Consider the following 15,618-nt stretch of genomic DNA (forward strand, 5'->3'; position numbering starts at 1 on the left):
GCTGCTCCTTCTACCGTTTATGTTCCAGACGGAACATAACAAGGGCTATAAAAACCGCGACGAGACATGCCGAAACCTTTATCCCGATCGCAATATTGCTCCACATCACGGTACCCCCGGAAATAAGCCTGAGCGGGGTGCCTCTCATAATGAAATTCGTGAAGAAAAATCCCCCGGAAAACCCGATGAGCGCGATTGAGAGAAATCCGAGCGCGCCGATCGAATCCCATGCCGAAAGCGCTTTCTCGCCCACGATATCGAGGGCGGTCTTCTTCCCGAAGGCAAGAATAAGGAGAATAATCGCGCACGCGAGCATCACTCCGCCGGCAAATCCTCCGCCGGGAGTTATGTGGCCGTAGAGAACGATGTTCGCCGCGAACACGATAATGAAACCGAGCACGAGCCGGGTTATCGTTTTAACGATCAGTGTCATCCCGTTCATCGCTTATTCTGCCTTTCTTTCTGAGGATAACGAGCGCCCCGACAATGGAGACGAAAATCACCGTCGCCTCGCCGAGTGTATCATACGCCCTGAAATCCAAGAGAATCGCGGTCACCAGATTCGCCGCCCGCGAAACGGAAAATCCGTCACGGATATACATTTCCGATACCCTGAAAACGGGGTTGCCAAATTCCGGCATTCCACGGTATGCCAGCGATGCAAACACGATGAATATGCCGAAAAATACCAGCCCCACCGCTGTCGAGAACACCTCGCCGTAACGGTAGCGGTGGGCAATGGTGACATCCTCGCGTTCGACAACGAGACGGAGGAGCATGATGAGCGCAACCACCTCGACAACCACCTGAACAATCGCCAGGTCGGGCGCGCCGAGTATCAGGAAAATGATCGAAAGGGCAAGCCCCATGGCGCCGACCGAGATTACGCTCGAAAGGAGGTCTTTCGTCTCGATGGCGATTATGGCGCCGATAATCATGAATGCTAGCAGACCGTACAAGAGGATCATTTCCTGTCACCTCACGAGAAAAAATATCAAAAATCCGAGCCCGGCTATTGCAAACGCCACATAAGTTGAAACAACACCATTATGAATCGACTGGAGAATCCCGACAATCTTCATGCCGTACCTGCCGCCGAGAACATAGAGATCGTAAACACCCTCCTCAGCGTCCTTATACAGAACCTTCAGGGGCGAAAATGTCCGTATCGTCTCATAAAAACCGGTGCCGGGATACCTGAGCTCTTCGCTTCCGAACTGTTCGCCGCCCACAAAGATCGTGGTCTTCCGGGGCTTTATCGCTGTGCTCATATAGTAGACTATTACACCGATCAGGAGCGCCAGAACGATCAGAAGCGTCGCAAGCGTCGGACTCCACAGCGCATGCGGTAGGAGTATCGTGCCGGACACGGGTCCGAAATCGATACCTGCCGCCGGACCGACGAGATATCTGAGCGGGAGCTGTGCAAATACACCGAACAACACGCATATAACCGCAAGCACAACCATCGGTACAGCCATAGCCCATCCCGCAGGCTTCACCGAGTTAAGGCCCTCGGGCCGTTTCCCGAGAAAAACAGAGTGAATGACCTTGAAGAACGATGCGAGCGTGAGCGCGCTCCCGAACATGGCGGCGATAAGGAAAACAGGCTGTCCGGTTTCGATGGTTCCCTCGTAAATGAGCCATTTAGACGCAAAGCCGTTGAGGGGAGGAACGCCGGAAATGGCAAGCGCCGATACAAGCATCGCAGCGAAGGTCACGGGCATTACACGGGCAAGACCGCCCAATTCTTCGAGTTCGGTTGTTCCGGCACGCTTCTCGACCGCTCCCGTTCCGAGGAACAGACAGCACTTGTAGAGCGCGTTGTTGAGCATATGGAACAGCCCGCCCGCAACACCGGCGGGGACTCCGGTCCCGATACCGAGAACCATGTAGCCGACCTGGCTGACCGCATGGAAGGCGAGCAGTTTCTTGAGATTGTGCTGAACGAGCGCCATCATGACCGCGAGGATGATGGTGACAGCCCCGATACTGAGCAGAAGAAGCCTGAGCGGCCCGCTGAGCACAAACATGAAAAGCGATATCCGCGCAAGCAGGTAGATACCGAGCAGTTTGTCGAGACTCGCCGGAAGATAGGCCATGACACTTGTCGGAGCGCCCTCCGCCGCTTTCGGTATCCACGAATGCCCGGGCATCGCCCCTGCCTTGACGAGGGCGCCGGTAAGCAGAAGGATGTACAGCACGGTCATGAAACCGGATGTAACAGGGACGGAGTCGAAATCGCTGATCCGGAGCGTACCGAATGAATACCACGCCAGAATAACACCTAAAAGCAGGGCGCAGTCTGCAAATCCGACGATGACGAATGTTTTCCCGGCGGCTTCTCTCGATTCTTTTCCGCCCATGGTAATAAAGAAGAACAGGAGCATCGTGGTGACTTCCCAGCCGATGAGGAGAAGCACCAGATTATCGGCAAGCAGCGCGGCTGCAGTCGCCCCCGATGTCCAGAGAAGGTAAGCGTAATACTCGCGGTGGCGGTCGCTGTCGTTCATGAACCCGATCGAGTAAATCGCGATAAGGAGTGCGAATACCGAGGCGGCAAAAAGGATGAACCCGTTGAGACTGTCGACCCTCAGGTCGAAGGAAAACACAAAACTGCCAAGGCTGAACCACGGCCACGAAACAGCCACATATTCACCGGCAAAGAAAACGACGCCCGCGTAATAAGCGGCAATAATCGTTCCGGCAAGCGCGACAATCTCACGCACCCGCTTCATCGCCGAGGGTACGAGCAAAACGATAAACCCTGCGGCAATCGGAATTATAACCGGATATACAAGAGCATCCATCTCATGCCTTCTCTTTCATGAGGAGTTTTTTGACTGCCAGCTCGACCGGCGTCGGGGAACCGTAATCTTTTTTCAGACGGTCGGTCGCAGCCCGGGAACACTCGGTCAGCTCACGGCCCGACATGACGATGTTATCCGAGCCGCGCTCCAGAACCGCCATGCGCTCGGTACAACAGTAGCAGGGATCGACAGCGGCGGTGATGAGAGCCACATCGGCAATGGTGTGCCCGACACAGGTCGCCTTGAACGACGGTATGTTGACATAGCTCGGCGCACGGATTTTGTGCCGTATCGGTGAATTGCCGCCGTCACCGCGAACATAGTGGAATACCTCTCCGCGCGGCGCTTCGGCGTGCCCGATGCCTTCTCCGGCGGGAACCGATTTTATGTGAGCATCGATGGGGCCTTCGGGCATGGCATCGAGGCACTGCTTGATAATCTTCGCCGCTTCGATAATCTCGAGAAGCCGGACAGCCGCTTTCCCGAAGACATCGCCGCTTTCCCATGTGATGACCTTCCAGTCGATACGGTCATACGCCGCATAAGGATCGTCAGTCCTGATGTCATCGGGAATGCCGGAAGCGCGGACAGTCGGTCCCACAGTTCCGTATGCGATGGCATCTTCTTTCGTAAGAACGCCGATTCCTTTCGTCCGCGCATGGAGAACCGGATCGTCGAGGACAGCTCCGACAAGCATCTCCATCTCCCCGATAATTTTATCCATTTCGCGCTGCACCCAGGCGAAGTCATCGCTGTTGAGGTCGCGGCGGACACCACCCGGTTTCATCATGGCGTAGTGGTTACGGTTCCCGGTGAGCTTTTCACAGATATCGAGGATCGGCTCACGGTATTTCCACGCCCACATGAATACCGTATCATACCCGATAAAATGTCCCGCAAGACCGACCCAGAGGAGGTGGCTGTGAATGCGTTCGAGCTCGCAGATGATGGTGCGGATATAGTGCGCACGATCGGGAACGGTGAATCCGCCGAGGTCCTCGACCGCCAGCACATACGCGATGGGATGCGATGTCGAGCATATCCCGCAGATGCGTTCGACGATAAACGTCGACTGGTCATAGGTTTTCAGCGTGCTCAGCTTTTCAATCCCCCGGTGCATGTAGCCGATACGGACGTCCACATCCACAACTGTCTCGCCCTCAACGTAGAGCTTGAAGAATTCCGCTTCCTCGAGGAGCGGGTGGAACGGGCCGAGGGGTATGACGGTTCGCTTCATCAGTCAAACTCCTTGAAATCACGCCGTAACGGGTGAACGCCATCCGGCCAGTCATCGGCAAGAACGAGCCGTCTCGGATCGGGATGGTTTGTGAATACCACGCCTAAAAGATCGTATATCTCGCGCTCAATCCAGATGGCTGCCGGCAGGAACATGCCTATGGACCCGATTTCGGGTGATGGTTTTTTTACCTTCGTTCGCACAGTGATCATCCGGTGTTCCTGCGGGTACATGAAATGATAGAGAATCTCGATGCCGCTCCTCATGTCAACTCCCGATGCGGTAGCCAGCCGTCCTCCAAGATTCTCATACATGAAACGGCAGACCGCCGGAAGGTCGATAGAATTGACAGTTATATATACTCTGCGGTCGTTCCGCTCATGGATATCGACGAGGGTATCGCCGAATTTCTTCCGTATCGCTGACAGCGCAGTTTTTTCAGTCGTCATACATAACTCCTACAGGCTCTTGAGCGCCTTCACAACACCAAGAATAATCGCCTCGGGCTTGGGCGGACAGCCGGGAACATAGGCTATGATCGCATTCGGGTCGATTTCGCGAACAACCTCGTCAAGCGGTCCCACACAGTTATAACTGTCCCGGAACATGGTCATCGAAAGCGCGCACGAGCCTATCCCGAACACTACACATGGTTTCGCCGTCTGCCGGTACAGCTCCCTGAACCGCGGGAGGACATGACGGTTGATCGAGCCGCTCACGAGAAGCGCATCGGCGTGTCGTGGGCTGCCCACGAGCTTGATGCCGAAACGCTCCACATCGAAACGAGGGGTCAGAACATCGAGTATTTCTATATCGCAGTTGTTACAGGGCGACAGGGCAACATGGTACACCCACGGCGATTTTTTCAGACCCCACATGGTCAGACTCATAATTTTCTCCCGCGGCTATTCATATTTTTCCGCCATTGCCATTTCATTTACAATCCGTATATGGCCAGCACAAGGCCGCTGACCGCAAGCACGGTCACAGGTCCCCAGAAGAACTTCACCGCCTGATCGATTCGTACTCGTGGATTCGTGTTTCTGATCAGGACAACCAGCACAATGATCACTACATACTTCAGTATGCCCCACAGAACGGACACTCCACCTAACTGTATGCCACCCATGAGCAGGGTTATCATGAAAAGCGGCATGATCGCCAGAAGGAGGGTGCGGGTAATCCTGATTATCGCAAGGGGCGGGCCCGAGTACTCGGTAATGGTTCCCCCCATGATTTCCTGCTCCGCTTCGGGAACATCGAATGGGACAAGCCCGAGCTTCGCCTGCGTTGAGAATAGAAGCACAAGAAAACCGATTACACCCGAAACGCTCCGGAGATACCATCCGCCTTCTATCTGGTTGGCAATGATGCCGCCGAGCCGGAAATCAAATCCGGATTTATAGATAACTGTCGCTATTACAATAAGATATGGAAGCTCATATCCGAGCACGAGTTTCATCTCCCGTGATGCGCCTACAGCGGCAATGGGATTCCCGGATGCGCTTGCGCCGATGATAACCGCAACTGCGGGTATCACGAGCAAATATACGAGCACCACGATATCGCCAATAAAATCGCCATCCGGATTCATTAATGCATATCCCAAAAGCCCTGCGGCAAGAGCGGCCCCCGCGAGACCGAACAGCGGAGCTGCAAGAAATACGGTTCTGCCGGGACCATCGGGAACGAGCGTTTCCTTACCGAGCAGCTTGAGAATATCCGCAACCGGCTGAAACCACGGCGGCCCCACACGCGCCTGAATCCGTGCGGTTACCTTTCGGTCTATCCAGCTTGTCGCAAGCCCCAGAACGAGAACAAATGCGACAATCACGAGAAACGCCACAATATGAATTACCCCGGTAATGATCACATGAAACTCCATGACTCAGATTTCAAACATTCACTGCATTATCATTAAAAACCGTACCATACACGTTACACACGACAGCCGCTATGGCCTTCTGATATATGTTCTGTATCCCTGCGCATGGGCGCCGAGCACGATCTCTTTTTCTTTGCCGTATGCATCACTCATTTCCTCGAACCGGAGCGCGCCGGTAGGGCATGTGGCGACACACGCCGGCTCCCTGCCCTCTTCGAGCCGTGAGGTACAGAGGTCGCATTTGCCGAGAGCAAAGCCGATGAGCTTCATTCCCTGGCTCAGAACTCCGAACGGGCACGCCAGTACGCAGCTCCTGCAGCCGGTACACCGCGCCGGGTTCCTCCTTACCGTCCCGTCATCGTCACGGGTCATCGCCTCCCGTGGGCAGGCGGCGACACATGCTGGCTCCTCGCAGTGACGACATACGACGGGCAGATTCCCGACTTTTTCAATAAAGGTGCTCTGGAGGGTTACCGTACCGAGGTGTACACGCTGGCAGGCAACCGAGTGCGCCTGACACCCTATGCACCGGTCAAGATGGACGAACAGCCTCTTCACCACGCGATCCTTTCCTGTAATTTCACCCACTCCATGACATCGGTCAGCGCCCCGTCACCATGCCTGAGCACCGTGGAAAACACCGCAGGCTCAGGGGCTTCCTTCTCCGCGGCATCAAGAAGAGCCTTCACTGTCTCACCGCTTAATCCTGTCCGCTGCCATTCCTGACCGGGAGTACCGGGCGGCAGTTCACGCCCCATATATCGTGCGAGACGGCGGAGTATATCCCCATACGAAAGCGCCCCGCCTGGAGGATCGACCACAGGCCGCAGCTTCCGTCCATTATACGTGCCTTCCGTTTCAAGCCACAGGGTGGTTGGCAGCGTACAATCGGACACGGCGGTCGTTTTGTTATCAAACGGAGCCCCGGCAGCGACATACTCCGCTTTTTCGAGCACCGCTGCCACATCACGGCCGGGCATACTCCCGACAATATCTGCGCCGAGCACCAGCAGTACCTTGAGAGCGCCCCGCTTAACCTCATCGAGCAGTTCTTCCACCGATGCGATTTCCGGTAAAACATCGCATATGCCACGAGCATTACCGTATGTGGTCAGGCACATAAGGCGCTTGTCGTCGCCCGCAGCCGAAACGACTGCGGCGGCGAGAAAAGCGGTCACCGGATCCTGCGTATCGAGGAGCATAACCGCCGAGGGTGTTTCAATAAACTTCTTTGCGGTGCCGACAATGTAAGGGTTTTGAGGATACGGCCGCTCTTTCCTGACTACAGCCTTCCATTCGGGTCCACCCACGCCCGACTCTTCAGCAACGACACGAAGCAGGTCCGCAAGCGTTTTTCTCTCCGGGCCGGGAATGTGGAGATTCGCGAACCGCGCTGCGGTGTTCCGTTTTTTCGAGATAACGGCTAAAAGACTGCCTCTCCGTCCATACCGGGTGTTGAGAACCTGACCGGCAATCACCGGCCCGACCTCGAACGGGTCTCCGACAGCGATGATACAGTCTGCCTCACCGGTGTCGTGCGGTTGAGCCGGAGCACCGGTATATCCCACACCCGCCAGGGCGCGATACACCGCATCATCATTGGTTGAGAAATTCACGGCGATATGGTTTTCACCGAGGAAAGCATTGCCGAAACTCAGGGCTGTCAGGATGTCCTCTATCGATGCGTCCCCGCTCACGATAAGTCCCGCGGAAGACCCATCCGCGCGCTGTTTCATGTTCGCGGCAATCATCTCGAAAGCGGTATCCCGTGATATCGTTTTTCCACCGGCGCAGGGTTCGGTGAGACGGTTAGGATGGTTGAGCAGTTCGAGAATGAAATTCCCTTTGCTGCAGAGGTGTCCTTCACCGACGGCATCACCGGTGTCATATTCGAGATTCACCGCTTCACCATAGAGCGTCTCCACGATGAACCCGCATCCCAGTGAACAGAGAAGGCATGTACTCTTATGTTTTTCTCGCATCTGTTTGCCCGCCTGAGACGATCATATTCCGAACACGTTCGGATAATCCTTTATAAGCGCGTAATTGATATCGGGGCCGTCCTTGCAGAGATAGTACGGACCTACATTGCACCGCCCGCATTTCCCCGTCCCGCAGCTCATGCGGCGGTTCATCGAGAGATATAACTGTTCCGGTTTGTACCCGATATCGAGCAGCTTTTTCGTGACAAACTTGAGCATGATCTCCGGCCCGCACACCACGGCGTAACTGTCGGGAATGGTGATATCGATATCATCGAGCACCGTGGTCACCACACCGACATGGCCATCCCACCCCGGAGCACCGGCATCCACTGTGGGAGTGAAGCTCACCCGGTCTATCGCCGACCACTCGCTGTACGAATCCCTGTATACGAGATCTGCCGGAGATTTTGCCCCGTATTTTATGGACACACGCTTGAACTTTTCCATATTCTCGAACAGCACGTATAAAAGCGACCGCAACGGCGCGAGTCCGCATCCCCCGCCAACAACAAGCACTTCACTGCCCTCGAGCTTGTCGAGCGGATACCCCTTGCCGAACGGCCCGCGGAGTCCGACCGGGTCGCCTGCCTTGAGTTTGTGGAGCTCCTCCGTCACCCTGCCCATTTTCAGGATGGTGAAATCGAGTGTTTCGAGCCTGCTTGGTGATGAGGAAGGAGTAAAAGGCGCCTCTCCGACTCCCGGCATGGTCAGCTGCATGAACTGGCCCGACCTGAAGGGGATTTGCTGTTCCGGTTTCACAATAATGGTTTTAATGGTCGGGGTTTCATCGATAACCCGCACCACCGTTCCACTAGCCGGCATATAGGGATTGATATCACTCATGCTTTGTCCCGGTTTCTATCGTTTCAGTGTCGAGTGCTTTGAGCACTTTTCTCATGTCGATTTTACCCATGCATCCTTCGATACACCGCCCGCAGCCCGTACAGGCCTCGAATCCGAAATTTTTCGGGTAATACTCGAGCTTGTGCAGATAACGGTGACGGAAACGCTCCATGAGACCGAGGCGGGGCGAGCTGCCTCCGGCCATCCGTGAAAAACCGGCATAAATACATACATCCCATTCCTTGACCCGCTCGAATCCACCCCTGTTGCTTTTCTGGTCGTACAGGAGAAAACAGTGGCAGGTCGGGCAGGAAAAAAGACACGCCCCGCATTCGACGCATGTGCGTACATGCCCGAACCAGGAATCGCTTTCACGCTGAATCGCGAGGAGTTCGGGAAAACTCTTCGAGAGTGAGTAATCGCCGTTCTGCCGCTCAACGATACGGGTTGTTTCCGAACGCTGATCATCCCGTGCGCGGAGCAGGTTTTCTCCGGGCGCCGAAAAAAGCGGGGAATTCTTCCTCACTACCTCGCTGCCTTTTTCGGAACCGGTTTCGATAAGGTATCCCCCTTCGACAGCGCTCATATTGAGATCGAAGCCTGTCTTCGGATAAGGAGCATTCCCAAGCTGCGTACAGAAACAGGCCGACCGCGGATTTACACAGTCAGCGGTTATGATGAATGTATTATTTCTCCGCTCACGGTAAAAGATATCGGTAAAGGCTTCATCGAGGAACACGGCATCGAGCGATCGCAGTGAAACGGCATCACAGGCCGCCGCACCCACAATAATGGTCTTTTCCCGCGCGAAATCCGGGGCAGGCTGATTCCCGGAAGGATACTCGGCCACCTTCACCCGGCCTTTGAACAGAAACGACTTGATCGGCTGTGCGGGACGGTAACCACGGAAGATAAACGGTTTTCCGGGAGACCAGGGCTCGTAGAAATAGGACTCTTCACCCTCACGGCTCAGTGCGGGATAAGGCGCGAATACCCGAGCCCCGGAATTTAATGTCTCAAGGAACCGCCCGAAATCGCTTTCACTGATAAACGATACCCGATTGTTATCGTTCATTGTCTTCCTCGTGAGTTGTACTTATCTGTTTTCCCCGCATGACTGTTTTTTCGGCAGATGTACGGTAAAGCTTGTTCCAACATCGATCTGGCTTTCCACGCTGATATAGCCTTTGTGCGCATCGACTATTTTTTTCACGATGGCAAGTCCCAGACCCGTACCCGTATCGCCGGTCAGTTGCCGTGTCTTTTCGCTCCGTGTCCGGACCCTGAAAAATTCATCGAATATGAACGGCAGGCTTTCCTGTGGTATACCGATCCCGGTATCCGCGATCTGTATCTGTATACAATCGCCCACGTCACATGCCTTCGTTGTTATTTTTCCGCCCTCACGGTTATATTTAATGGCATTGGAGTACAGATTCATGAACAGGTGGACAAGCGCTTCGCCGTTACCATTAAACATCGGCAGATCACCGGGCATAACGAATTCGAGGGCAATTTTCTTTTCATCAGCCTGAACGCGGACAAGCTCGAGTGATTCGTCCAGAATCGACCGGAGCTGCACTTCATCCATTTTTTCAAGGATTGTCGAATTCTGTATTCTGGCCATGCTGAGCCACTCGTTGACTAGAGAAAGGAGCCATTCGATACGCCGTCTGCACTGCGAGAGAATTTCGCCCTGTTTCTGCTGGAGCTCGCCGGCAATCCCTTCGAGAAGAACCTCAATATATTGTTCCACAGCAACAAGCGGACTCCGCATCTCATGAGTAATGATTGAAACAAAATTTTCCTTCAACCGTGCGTTTTCCTCCTGAAGACGGAGCGTCTCGACAAGGAGATGCCGTTTTTCCAGCCCGCGCCGGACAATCATCCGCAATTCATCAGGGGTAAAAGGTTTCGGCAGAAAATCTGAGGCGCCGAGCTTCATTGCCTCTACCGCCGATTCAACCGTCGCATACCCCGTTATAACAACCGTCACGATCGTTTTATCGATTGCGGCAATTTCCTGGAGAATATCGATTCCGCTTTTCCCGGGCATTTTGAGGTCAAGGAGCACGAGGTCCGGCCTGGCTTCTCTGACAAGACTCATTCCGCGCTCACCATTAGACGCCGAAAGAATCGCATATCCTCCGCGGCTGAGAATCTGTGTGCATGAATCATGCATGGTTTCCTCATCATCGATGATGAGAATGACCGGCGACTTTTTTTTCCCATTCATGCTTTTTTCAGGTGCACCGTTAAAAAAGCTTTATGCTATGATCCCGGAATCGAACGTTCCGGTTCACACCTGCATGAGTGCAGGATATCCGTGTCGAACAGTCAATTTTATATTAGGAAACTAACAATGAAGAAAAACGATGTTTTATGTTGATAGCAAATTTAATGCCCGGAAGGAGTATCGATGGGTATGGAATATTTAATTTAAATATTTTTATGAAGTTAATATTGTTTATATGCGGATATGCAGGTCTTTGATTGACCGGAAAAACCGAGTATTAATTCCACAATGATGGGGAATTATTCCTCGCTCGGTACAGTGTTCTACTGTGTGTTGATGTCGTACCGGTTTATCTTGTTTCTCAATGTCTTACGGTCTATACCAAGAACAGAAGCCGTATGGGTAATGTTATACCGGCATTTTCTGAGGGTATTTTCAATATGTACGCGTTCGACATCATCAAGTTTTGTCAGCTTTTCTTCACGTCTGAGGGATACTGCCCCGCCGGAAAAAACATCCCCGTTTATATAGAAGTGCCGCACTTCTTTCTCATCGCAGAGAGCGGCCGTACGCTCCATGACATTCTCCAGCTCCCTGACATTGCCGGGCCAGTCATATGACATCATTTCTTTCATGATCCTGTCGGATATCCGTTCCGGAAGCTGACCGGGCTTCTTCTTCCGGAAGTTTTCGAGAAAATAGTTTGCCAGCACAGGAATATCATCACGGCGCTCACGGAGCGGGGGCAGATGAATGGAAATAACATTGAGTCTGAAATAGAGATCTTCCCGAAAATTACCTTCTTTTATTTCATCATCGAGGGAACGGTTTGTGGCCGCAATGATTCTGACATCGACCGGAATCATCTGGGAGCTTCCGACCCGTGTGATCTCATGCTCCTGTACTGCCCGTAAAAGCTTGCTCTGCATATGATAGCTCATATTGGCTATTTCATCGAAGAACAGCGTTCCCTTGTTTGCCATCTCGAATCGTCCGATCCGGTTATAAAACGCGCCGGTGAACGATCCCCGGACATGTCCGAAAAGCTCGCTTTCGATGAGTGTATCGGAGAGGCCGCCGGAATCGACCGTGACAAAATTACCGGTCCGCCTCTCGCTGCAGGAATGCAGGGCACGGGCGGTGAGCTCCTTGCCGGTTCCCGTTTCACCCGTTATAAGCACCGAACAGTCGGACTGGGCCACTTTCTTGATATACTCTTTCAGCCGCGATATCACCGGGCTCTGGGTAATAATGGCATCGGTTCCCCTGATCGATACCAGTTTCTGCGTATCCAGTTTTTTTAATCCGTCACGGTTGTGTTTCTCAAGGGCCTTGGTGACAACGGTGCGGAGCATGTTGGGAGTAAACGGTTTCGGTATAAAATCATAAGCGCCCATTTTCAGCACCTTGACCGCCCATTCGACCGTAGGATAGCCTGTCACGACGATAACCGCCGTTTCGGGGCTTTTTTCACGGATCATCCGCAGAATTTCCAGCCCGTTTATATCGGGCAGTTTCAGATCGAGGATTATGGCATCGAACGAGGACTCCCTGAGGTGGGTAAGCCCTATGGCGCCATTTTCGGAGAGCCAGACATCACATCCCTTCCGGGAGAGTATCTGGAAACATGAATCCCGCATGACCGGTTCATCATCGATGACAAGGATTTTAAACGGCATATTCATCCGGTCTCCTCCTTGACAACCAGACGAACCGTGAAAACAGCTCCTCCCCCGTTCCGGTTCTGCACCATGACCGTGCCGCCGTGACGCTCGATAATGCCATAGCATACAGCCAGTCCGAGTCCGGTGCCGTGTCCCTTCGTTTTTGTCGTAAAGAACGGATCGAATATGCGATCCATGTGCTCGGCAGGAATACCGGGGCCGGTGTCCTCGAAAACTATCTCGTTCATCGGAGTATTATCGGGTGCATCATGGATATGCCTGCTCGTGATGGTGAGTTCTCCGGACCCGTTCATCGCTTCCGCGGCATTCCGTATGATATTCTCAAACACTTCCTGAATCTGCGACGCATCCACGAGCACGCACGGCAGATCCTCACCTAAGTGTTCGGTGACGGTAATATGCTCGAAGAGAGGCATTCTCTTCATGTTGTTGAGCGCCTCGGTAACAATGATATTCACATCACAGGGATCGAGCTGGGGATTGGCCTGGCGGGCGAAATCGAGAAGGCTTTTAACGATGTTCTTGCAGCGGTTGGATTCTCTGATGATTTTGGTAATGTTGGAATACCGCGGATCACTCTGATCGGTATCCTCGAGAAGAAGGTGAGAATAGACAATGATTCCGGTAAGCGGGTTGTTGATCTCATGAGCCACTCCCGCGGAAAGCTGGCCGAGCATCGCCAGACGCTTGTTTTCGGCGGCGAGCTTCGAGAGTTCCTTGAGCTTTTCATTCTGATCCTGCACGGTTCCCGGTCGGTTCACTTCCCTCGCGGTACGGACGCTGAGGTCATGTATGGGATCATACATACGCTGCAATTCGGGAAGTTCCTCGCCGGACCGGGAAGGTACTACGGTATTTTTTTTTCTTCCCGGCAAGAGTATCAGATAAAAATACCCTGCGGAAATGAAAAACAAGAATATAACCACAATCGCTACGCCGGCTATATTGCCCCGGACAAACGACCGGCTGCCAAAGCGCCCGATAATAATTCCCAGCGCCATGAGCATGAGATAAAGGTAGAGCCTGCTTTCCCGGAAAATTTTCATGGAACAGGTCTGTCTCGATATATAATGATTATTTTTTTATAATATCATCTGATGTACTGATATTTCAATATGATATTACCGCCGGTCTATGTCAAATGAAAATATAAAAGGTATCTTTTAGTTTAACTAAATGATAATATGATATTTATAAAATTATTATATTTTTTTATATTGTAATTTTACAACATCATATATATTTATATTATCGGTTGATTACCGGAATACAGGAAGAATAAAAAGTCAGGAACGTAATGTCTTTTTCAAATTATAGCTGTCGTAGTTCAGCTCATATTGACTCTGTAGATGCCATTGTCTGTACCGAATCTATTAATGTTTATCACTTGAACTTTAAAAATAAGAAAATATCATCTGTGGTAAAAAAACGGGAACAAAAACCCCGCCAAATTGTCATAATATCTACCGGATTACTGATAATTAAAATTTTTTACTTTAGTAAATGATACTTGAGCGTTTACAACATAAGGGGAGTCCGGAATGAATAAAAAACGTTTGGTTTTACATGCAGCAGCTGCCGGATTATATATTATGATTGCCGGCTGCGGTGCTCCGGCGAAACAGGTACATCCGGACGATACCACTCAGGAGCCATATCACGTCCTGCAGACAGCGAATACGGATTCATCTGCGGCCATCGTTCTGGATGAACACAGCGGCCTGAACGACTACCTCGCCTATGCCGCTCTTCACAATCCCGGGCTTGAGGCTGCATTCAACCGGTGGCAAGCCGCCCTGGAAAAAATCCCTCAGGCACAGGCGCTGCCCGATCCCCGGCTCACCTATTCCTATTACATCGAAACTGTGGAAACCCGCGTAGGCCCGCAGAGGCACCGGTTCGATATTTCACAGACCTTCCCGTGGTTCGGGATCCGCGAACTCCGGGGAGATATTGCCCATGATGAAGCAGACGCGCTCCAGGAAACATTCGAAGCGATGAAGAGAACGCTTTTTTTGTCGGTCAAGCGGTCATACTTCGAATACTACTATCTTTCGCGGGCCATAAAGCTGAACGATGAAAACCTGAAACTCCTCGGTACCATGGAAAATATCGCGCGGACAGGATACAGTTCGGGGAACGTGCAGTACCAGGATGTCATCAAGTTCCAGGTGGAAATCGGGAAGCTCGAAGAACGCCTTCTCAGCCTCAGGGATATGATCGTTCCCGTTACTGCTGAATTGAACGCGGCGCTCAACAGGCCGGTTTACGAAACGCTTCCGGCCCCGGAATCGATCCCCGATTCACTCGCTGTACCGACGGATGATTCGCTCCTCAGTCATCTTTCACAGGACAATCCCGAACTCAAAGCCCTCGATTTCCGTATACACGAGGAAGAGAAATCAATCGACCTTGCCCGGAAACAGCTCTACCCTGACATTACACTCGGGGTCAATTACATCGAGACGGGGAAAGCTGTGATGCCCGGCGTCAAGAACAGCGGCAAAGACCCCGTCATGGGCATGTTCACGGTCAATCTTCCGATCTGGAGAGGGAAATACCATGCCGCGGTCAGAGAGGCGCAGGCCCGTCAGAAATCAGCCGTACAAATCCGGAATGCCCGTGAAAACAGCCTCGATGCCGATCTCAAGCGGGCGCTTTTCGATTTCCGGGATTCGGAGCGGAAAATCGATCTGTATAAAAATACGCTCATTCCCAAAGCGAACGAGTCGCTCGAAGTCTCACTCCGGGCGTTTGAGGCCGGAAAATCCGATTTTCTCAACCTGATCGACTCCCAGAGAACACTGCTCGAATTCGAGCTTTCATATGAACGCGCAAAAAGTGACCGCGCCCGTGCCTTTGCAGAAATTGAATTCCTTGCCGGCGAAAATCCTTCGGATAATCGCCGTTGACACATAGTAAAACGAAAGGGGTGGT

Annotated in this window: 15 protein-coding genes; 1 reads left to right on the forward strand and 14 read right to left on the reverse strand. The window is 52.6% G+C overall.

Annotation, left to right across the window (positions count from 1 at the left end):
- Positions 1 to 10 precede the first annotated feature (10 nt).
- The 14 genes from LLG96_13115 to LLG96_13180 all read right to left on the reverse strand — a co-directional run bounded on the left by LLG96_13115 (position 11) and on the right by LLG96_13180 (position 13,727).
- Positions 11 to 442 (reverse strand): hypothetical protein, encoded by a 432-nt coding sequence (locus tag LLG96_13115; protein MCE5251150.1) that lies wholly within the window; start codon positions 440 to 442, stop codon positions 11 to 13.
- Positions 417 to 968 (reverse strand): DUF4040 domain-containing protein, encoded by a 552-nt coding sequence (locus LLG96_13120; protein MCE5251151.1) that lies wholly within the window; start codon positions 966 to 968, stop codon positions 417 to 419. Before LLG96_13120 ends, LLG96_13115 begins: the two co-directional genes overlap by 26 nt.
- A gap of 6 nt (positions 969 to 974) precedes the next feature.
- Positions 975 to 2,810: a hypothetical protein gene (locus tag LLG96_13125; GenBank protein MCE5251152.1), complete on the reverse strand. Its 1,836-nt coding sequence runs from the start codon at positions 2,808 to 2,810 to the stop codon at positions 975 to 977.
- 1 nt (position 2,811) lies between these two features.
- Positions 2,812 to 4,047: a nickel-dependent hydrogenase large subunit gene (locus tag LLG96_13130; GenBank protein MCE5251153.1), complete on the reverse strand. Its 1,236-nt coding sequence runs from the start codon at positions 4,045 to 4,047 to the stop codon at positions 2,812 to 2,814.
- The gene (locus tag LLG96_13135) at positions 4,047 to 4,496 is read right to left on the reverse strand and encodes an NADH-quinone oxidoreductase subunit C (GenBank protein ID MCE5251154.1); all 450 of its coding nucleotides are present in this window, start codon (positions 4,494 to 4,496) and stop codon (positions 4,047 to 4,049) included. Before LLG96_13135 ends, LLG96_13130 begins: the two co-directional genes overlap by 1 nt.
- 9 nt (positions 4,497 to 4,505) lie before the next feature.
- Positions 4,506 to 4,937 (reverse strand): NADH:ubiquinone oxidoreductase, encoded by a 432-nt coding sequence (locus LLG96_13140; protein MCE5251155.1) that lies wholly within the window; start codon positions 4,935 to 4,937, stop codon positions 4,506 to 4,508.
- A gap of 47 nt (positions 4,938 to 4,984) precedes the next feature.
- Positions 4,985 to 5,920, reverse strand: a complete 936-nt coding sequence (locus LLG96_13145) for an NADH-quinone oxidoreductase subunit H (protein ID MCE5251156.1) — start codon at positions 5,918 to 5,920, stop codon at positions 4,985 to 4,987.
- Positions 5,921 to 6,001: 81 nt separating this feature from the next.
- Positions 6,002 to 6,493 (reverse strand): 4Fe-4S dicluster domain-containing protein, encoded by a 492-nt coding sequence (locus tag LLG96_13150; GenBank protein ID MCE5251157.1) that lies wholly within the window; start codon positions 6,491 to 6,493, stop codon positions 6,002 to 6,004.
- Entirely contained in the window at positions 6,487 to 7,914 is a 1,428-nt protein-coding gene (locus LLG96_13155) for a hypothetical protein (protein ID MCE5251158.1), read from the reverse strand. Before LLG96_13155 ends, LLG96_13150 begins: the two co-directional genes overlap by 7 nt.
- A 21-nt stretch (positions 7,915 to 7,935) precedes the next feature.
- On the reverse strand, positions 7,936 to 8,760 hold the full coding sequence (locus LLG96_13160; protein MCE5251159.1) for an FAD/NAD(P)-binding protein: 825 nt from the start codon (positions 8,758 to 8,760) through the stop codon (positions 7,936 to 7,938).
- Positions 8,753 to 9,835 (reverse strand): 4Fe-4S dicluster domain-containing protein, encoded by a 1,083-nt coding sequence (locus LLG96_13165; GenBank protein ID MCE5251160.1) that lies wholly within the window; start codon positions 9,833 to 9,835, stop codon positions 8,753 to 8,755. The genes LLG96_13160 and LLG96_13165 overlap by 8 nt, the downstream gene beginning before the upstream one ends.
- 21 nt (positions 9,836 to 9,856) lie before the next feature.
- A complete protein-coding gene (locus tag LLG96_13170) occupies positions 9,857 to 10,996 on the reverse strand; it encodes a response regulator (protein MCE5251161.1) in 1,140 nt (379 codons plus the stop codon).
- Positions 10,997 to 11,319: 323 nt separating this feature from the next.
- Complete coding sequence (locus tag LLG96_13175; protein MCE5251162.1) at positions 11,320 to 12,681, reverse strand: sigma-54 dependent transcriptional regulator; 1,362 nt, start codon at positions 12,679 to 12,681, stop codon at positions 11,320 to 11,322.
- Positions 12,678 to 13,727 carry a hypothetical protein gene (locus LLG96_13180; protein ID MCE5251163.1) on the reverse strand — a complete coding sequence of 350 codons (1,050 nt, stop codon included), beginning with the start codon at positions 13,725 to 13,727 and terminating at the stop codon, positions 12,678 to 12,680. The genes LLG96_13175 and LLG96_13180 overlap by 4 nt, the downstream gene beginning before the upstream one ends.
- A 495-nt stretch (positions 13,728 to 14,222) precedes the next feature.
- On the opposite strand from LLG96_13180, the gene LLG96_13185 reads away from it, so the two are divergent.
- Positions 14,223 to 15,593, forward strand: a complete 1,371-nt coding sequence (locus LLG96_13185; protein ID MCE5251164.1) for a TolC family protein — start codon at positions 14,223 to 14,225, stop codon at positions 15,591 to 15,593.
- Positions 15,594 to 15,618 lie beyond the last annotated feature (25 nt).

Source organism: bacterium (assembly GCA_021372535.1).
Classification (GTDB): Bacteria; Latescibacterota; Latescibacteria; order Latescibacterales; family Latescibacteraceae; genus JAFGMP01.

Coding starts and splice junctions, on each gene's coding strand:
- LLG96_13115 (MCE5251150.1), bottom strand. CDS start 442: ATGAACGGGATGACACTGATCGTTAAAACGATAACCCGGCTCGTGCTC.
- LLG96_13120 (MCE5251151.1), bottom strand. CDS start 968: ATGATCCTCTTGTACGGTCTGCTAGCATTCATGATTATCGGCGCCATA.
- LLG96_13125 (MCE5251152.1), bottom strand. CDS start 2,810: ATGGATGCTCTTGTATATCCGGTTATAATTCCGATTGCCGCAGGGTTT.
- LLG96_13130 (MCE5251153.1), bottom strand. CDS start 4,047: ATGAAGCGAACCGTCATACCCCTCGGCCCGTTCCACCCGCTCCTCGAG.
- LLG96_13135 (MCE5251154.1), bottom strand. CDS start 4,496: ATGACGACTGAAAAAACTGCGCTGTCAGCGATACGGAAGAAATTCGGC.
- LLG96_13140 (MCE5251155.1), bottom strand. CDS start 4,937: ATGAGTCTGACCATGTGGGGTCTGAAAAAATCGCCGTGGGTGTACCAT.
- LLG96_13155 (MCE5251158.1), bottom strand. CDS start 7,914: ATGCGAGAAAAACATAAGAGTACATGCCTTCTCTGTTCACTGGGATGC.
- LLG96_13160 (MCE5251159.1), bottom strand. CDS start 8,760: ATGAGTGATATCAATCCCTATATGCCGGCTAGTGGAACGGTGGTGCGG.
- LLG96_13165 (MCE5251160.1), bottom strand. CDS start 9,835: ATGAACGATAACAATCGGGTATCGTTTATCAGTGAAAGCGATTTCGGG.
- LLG96_13170 (MCE5251161.1), bottom strand. CDS start 10,996: ATGAATGGGAAAAAAAAGTCGCCGGTCATTCTCATCATCGATGATGAG.
- LLG96_13175 (MCE5251162.1), bottom strand. CDS start 12,681: ATGAATATGCCGTTTAAAATCCTTGTCATCGATGATGAACCGGTCATG.
- LLG96_13180 (MCE5251163.1), bottom strand. CDS start 13,727: ATGAAAATTTTCCGGGAAAGCAGGCTCTACCTTTATCTCATGCTCATG.
- LLG96_13185 (MCE5251164.1), top strand. CDS start 14,223: ATGAATAAAAAACGTTTGGTTTTACATGCAGCAGCTGCCGGATTATAT.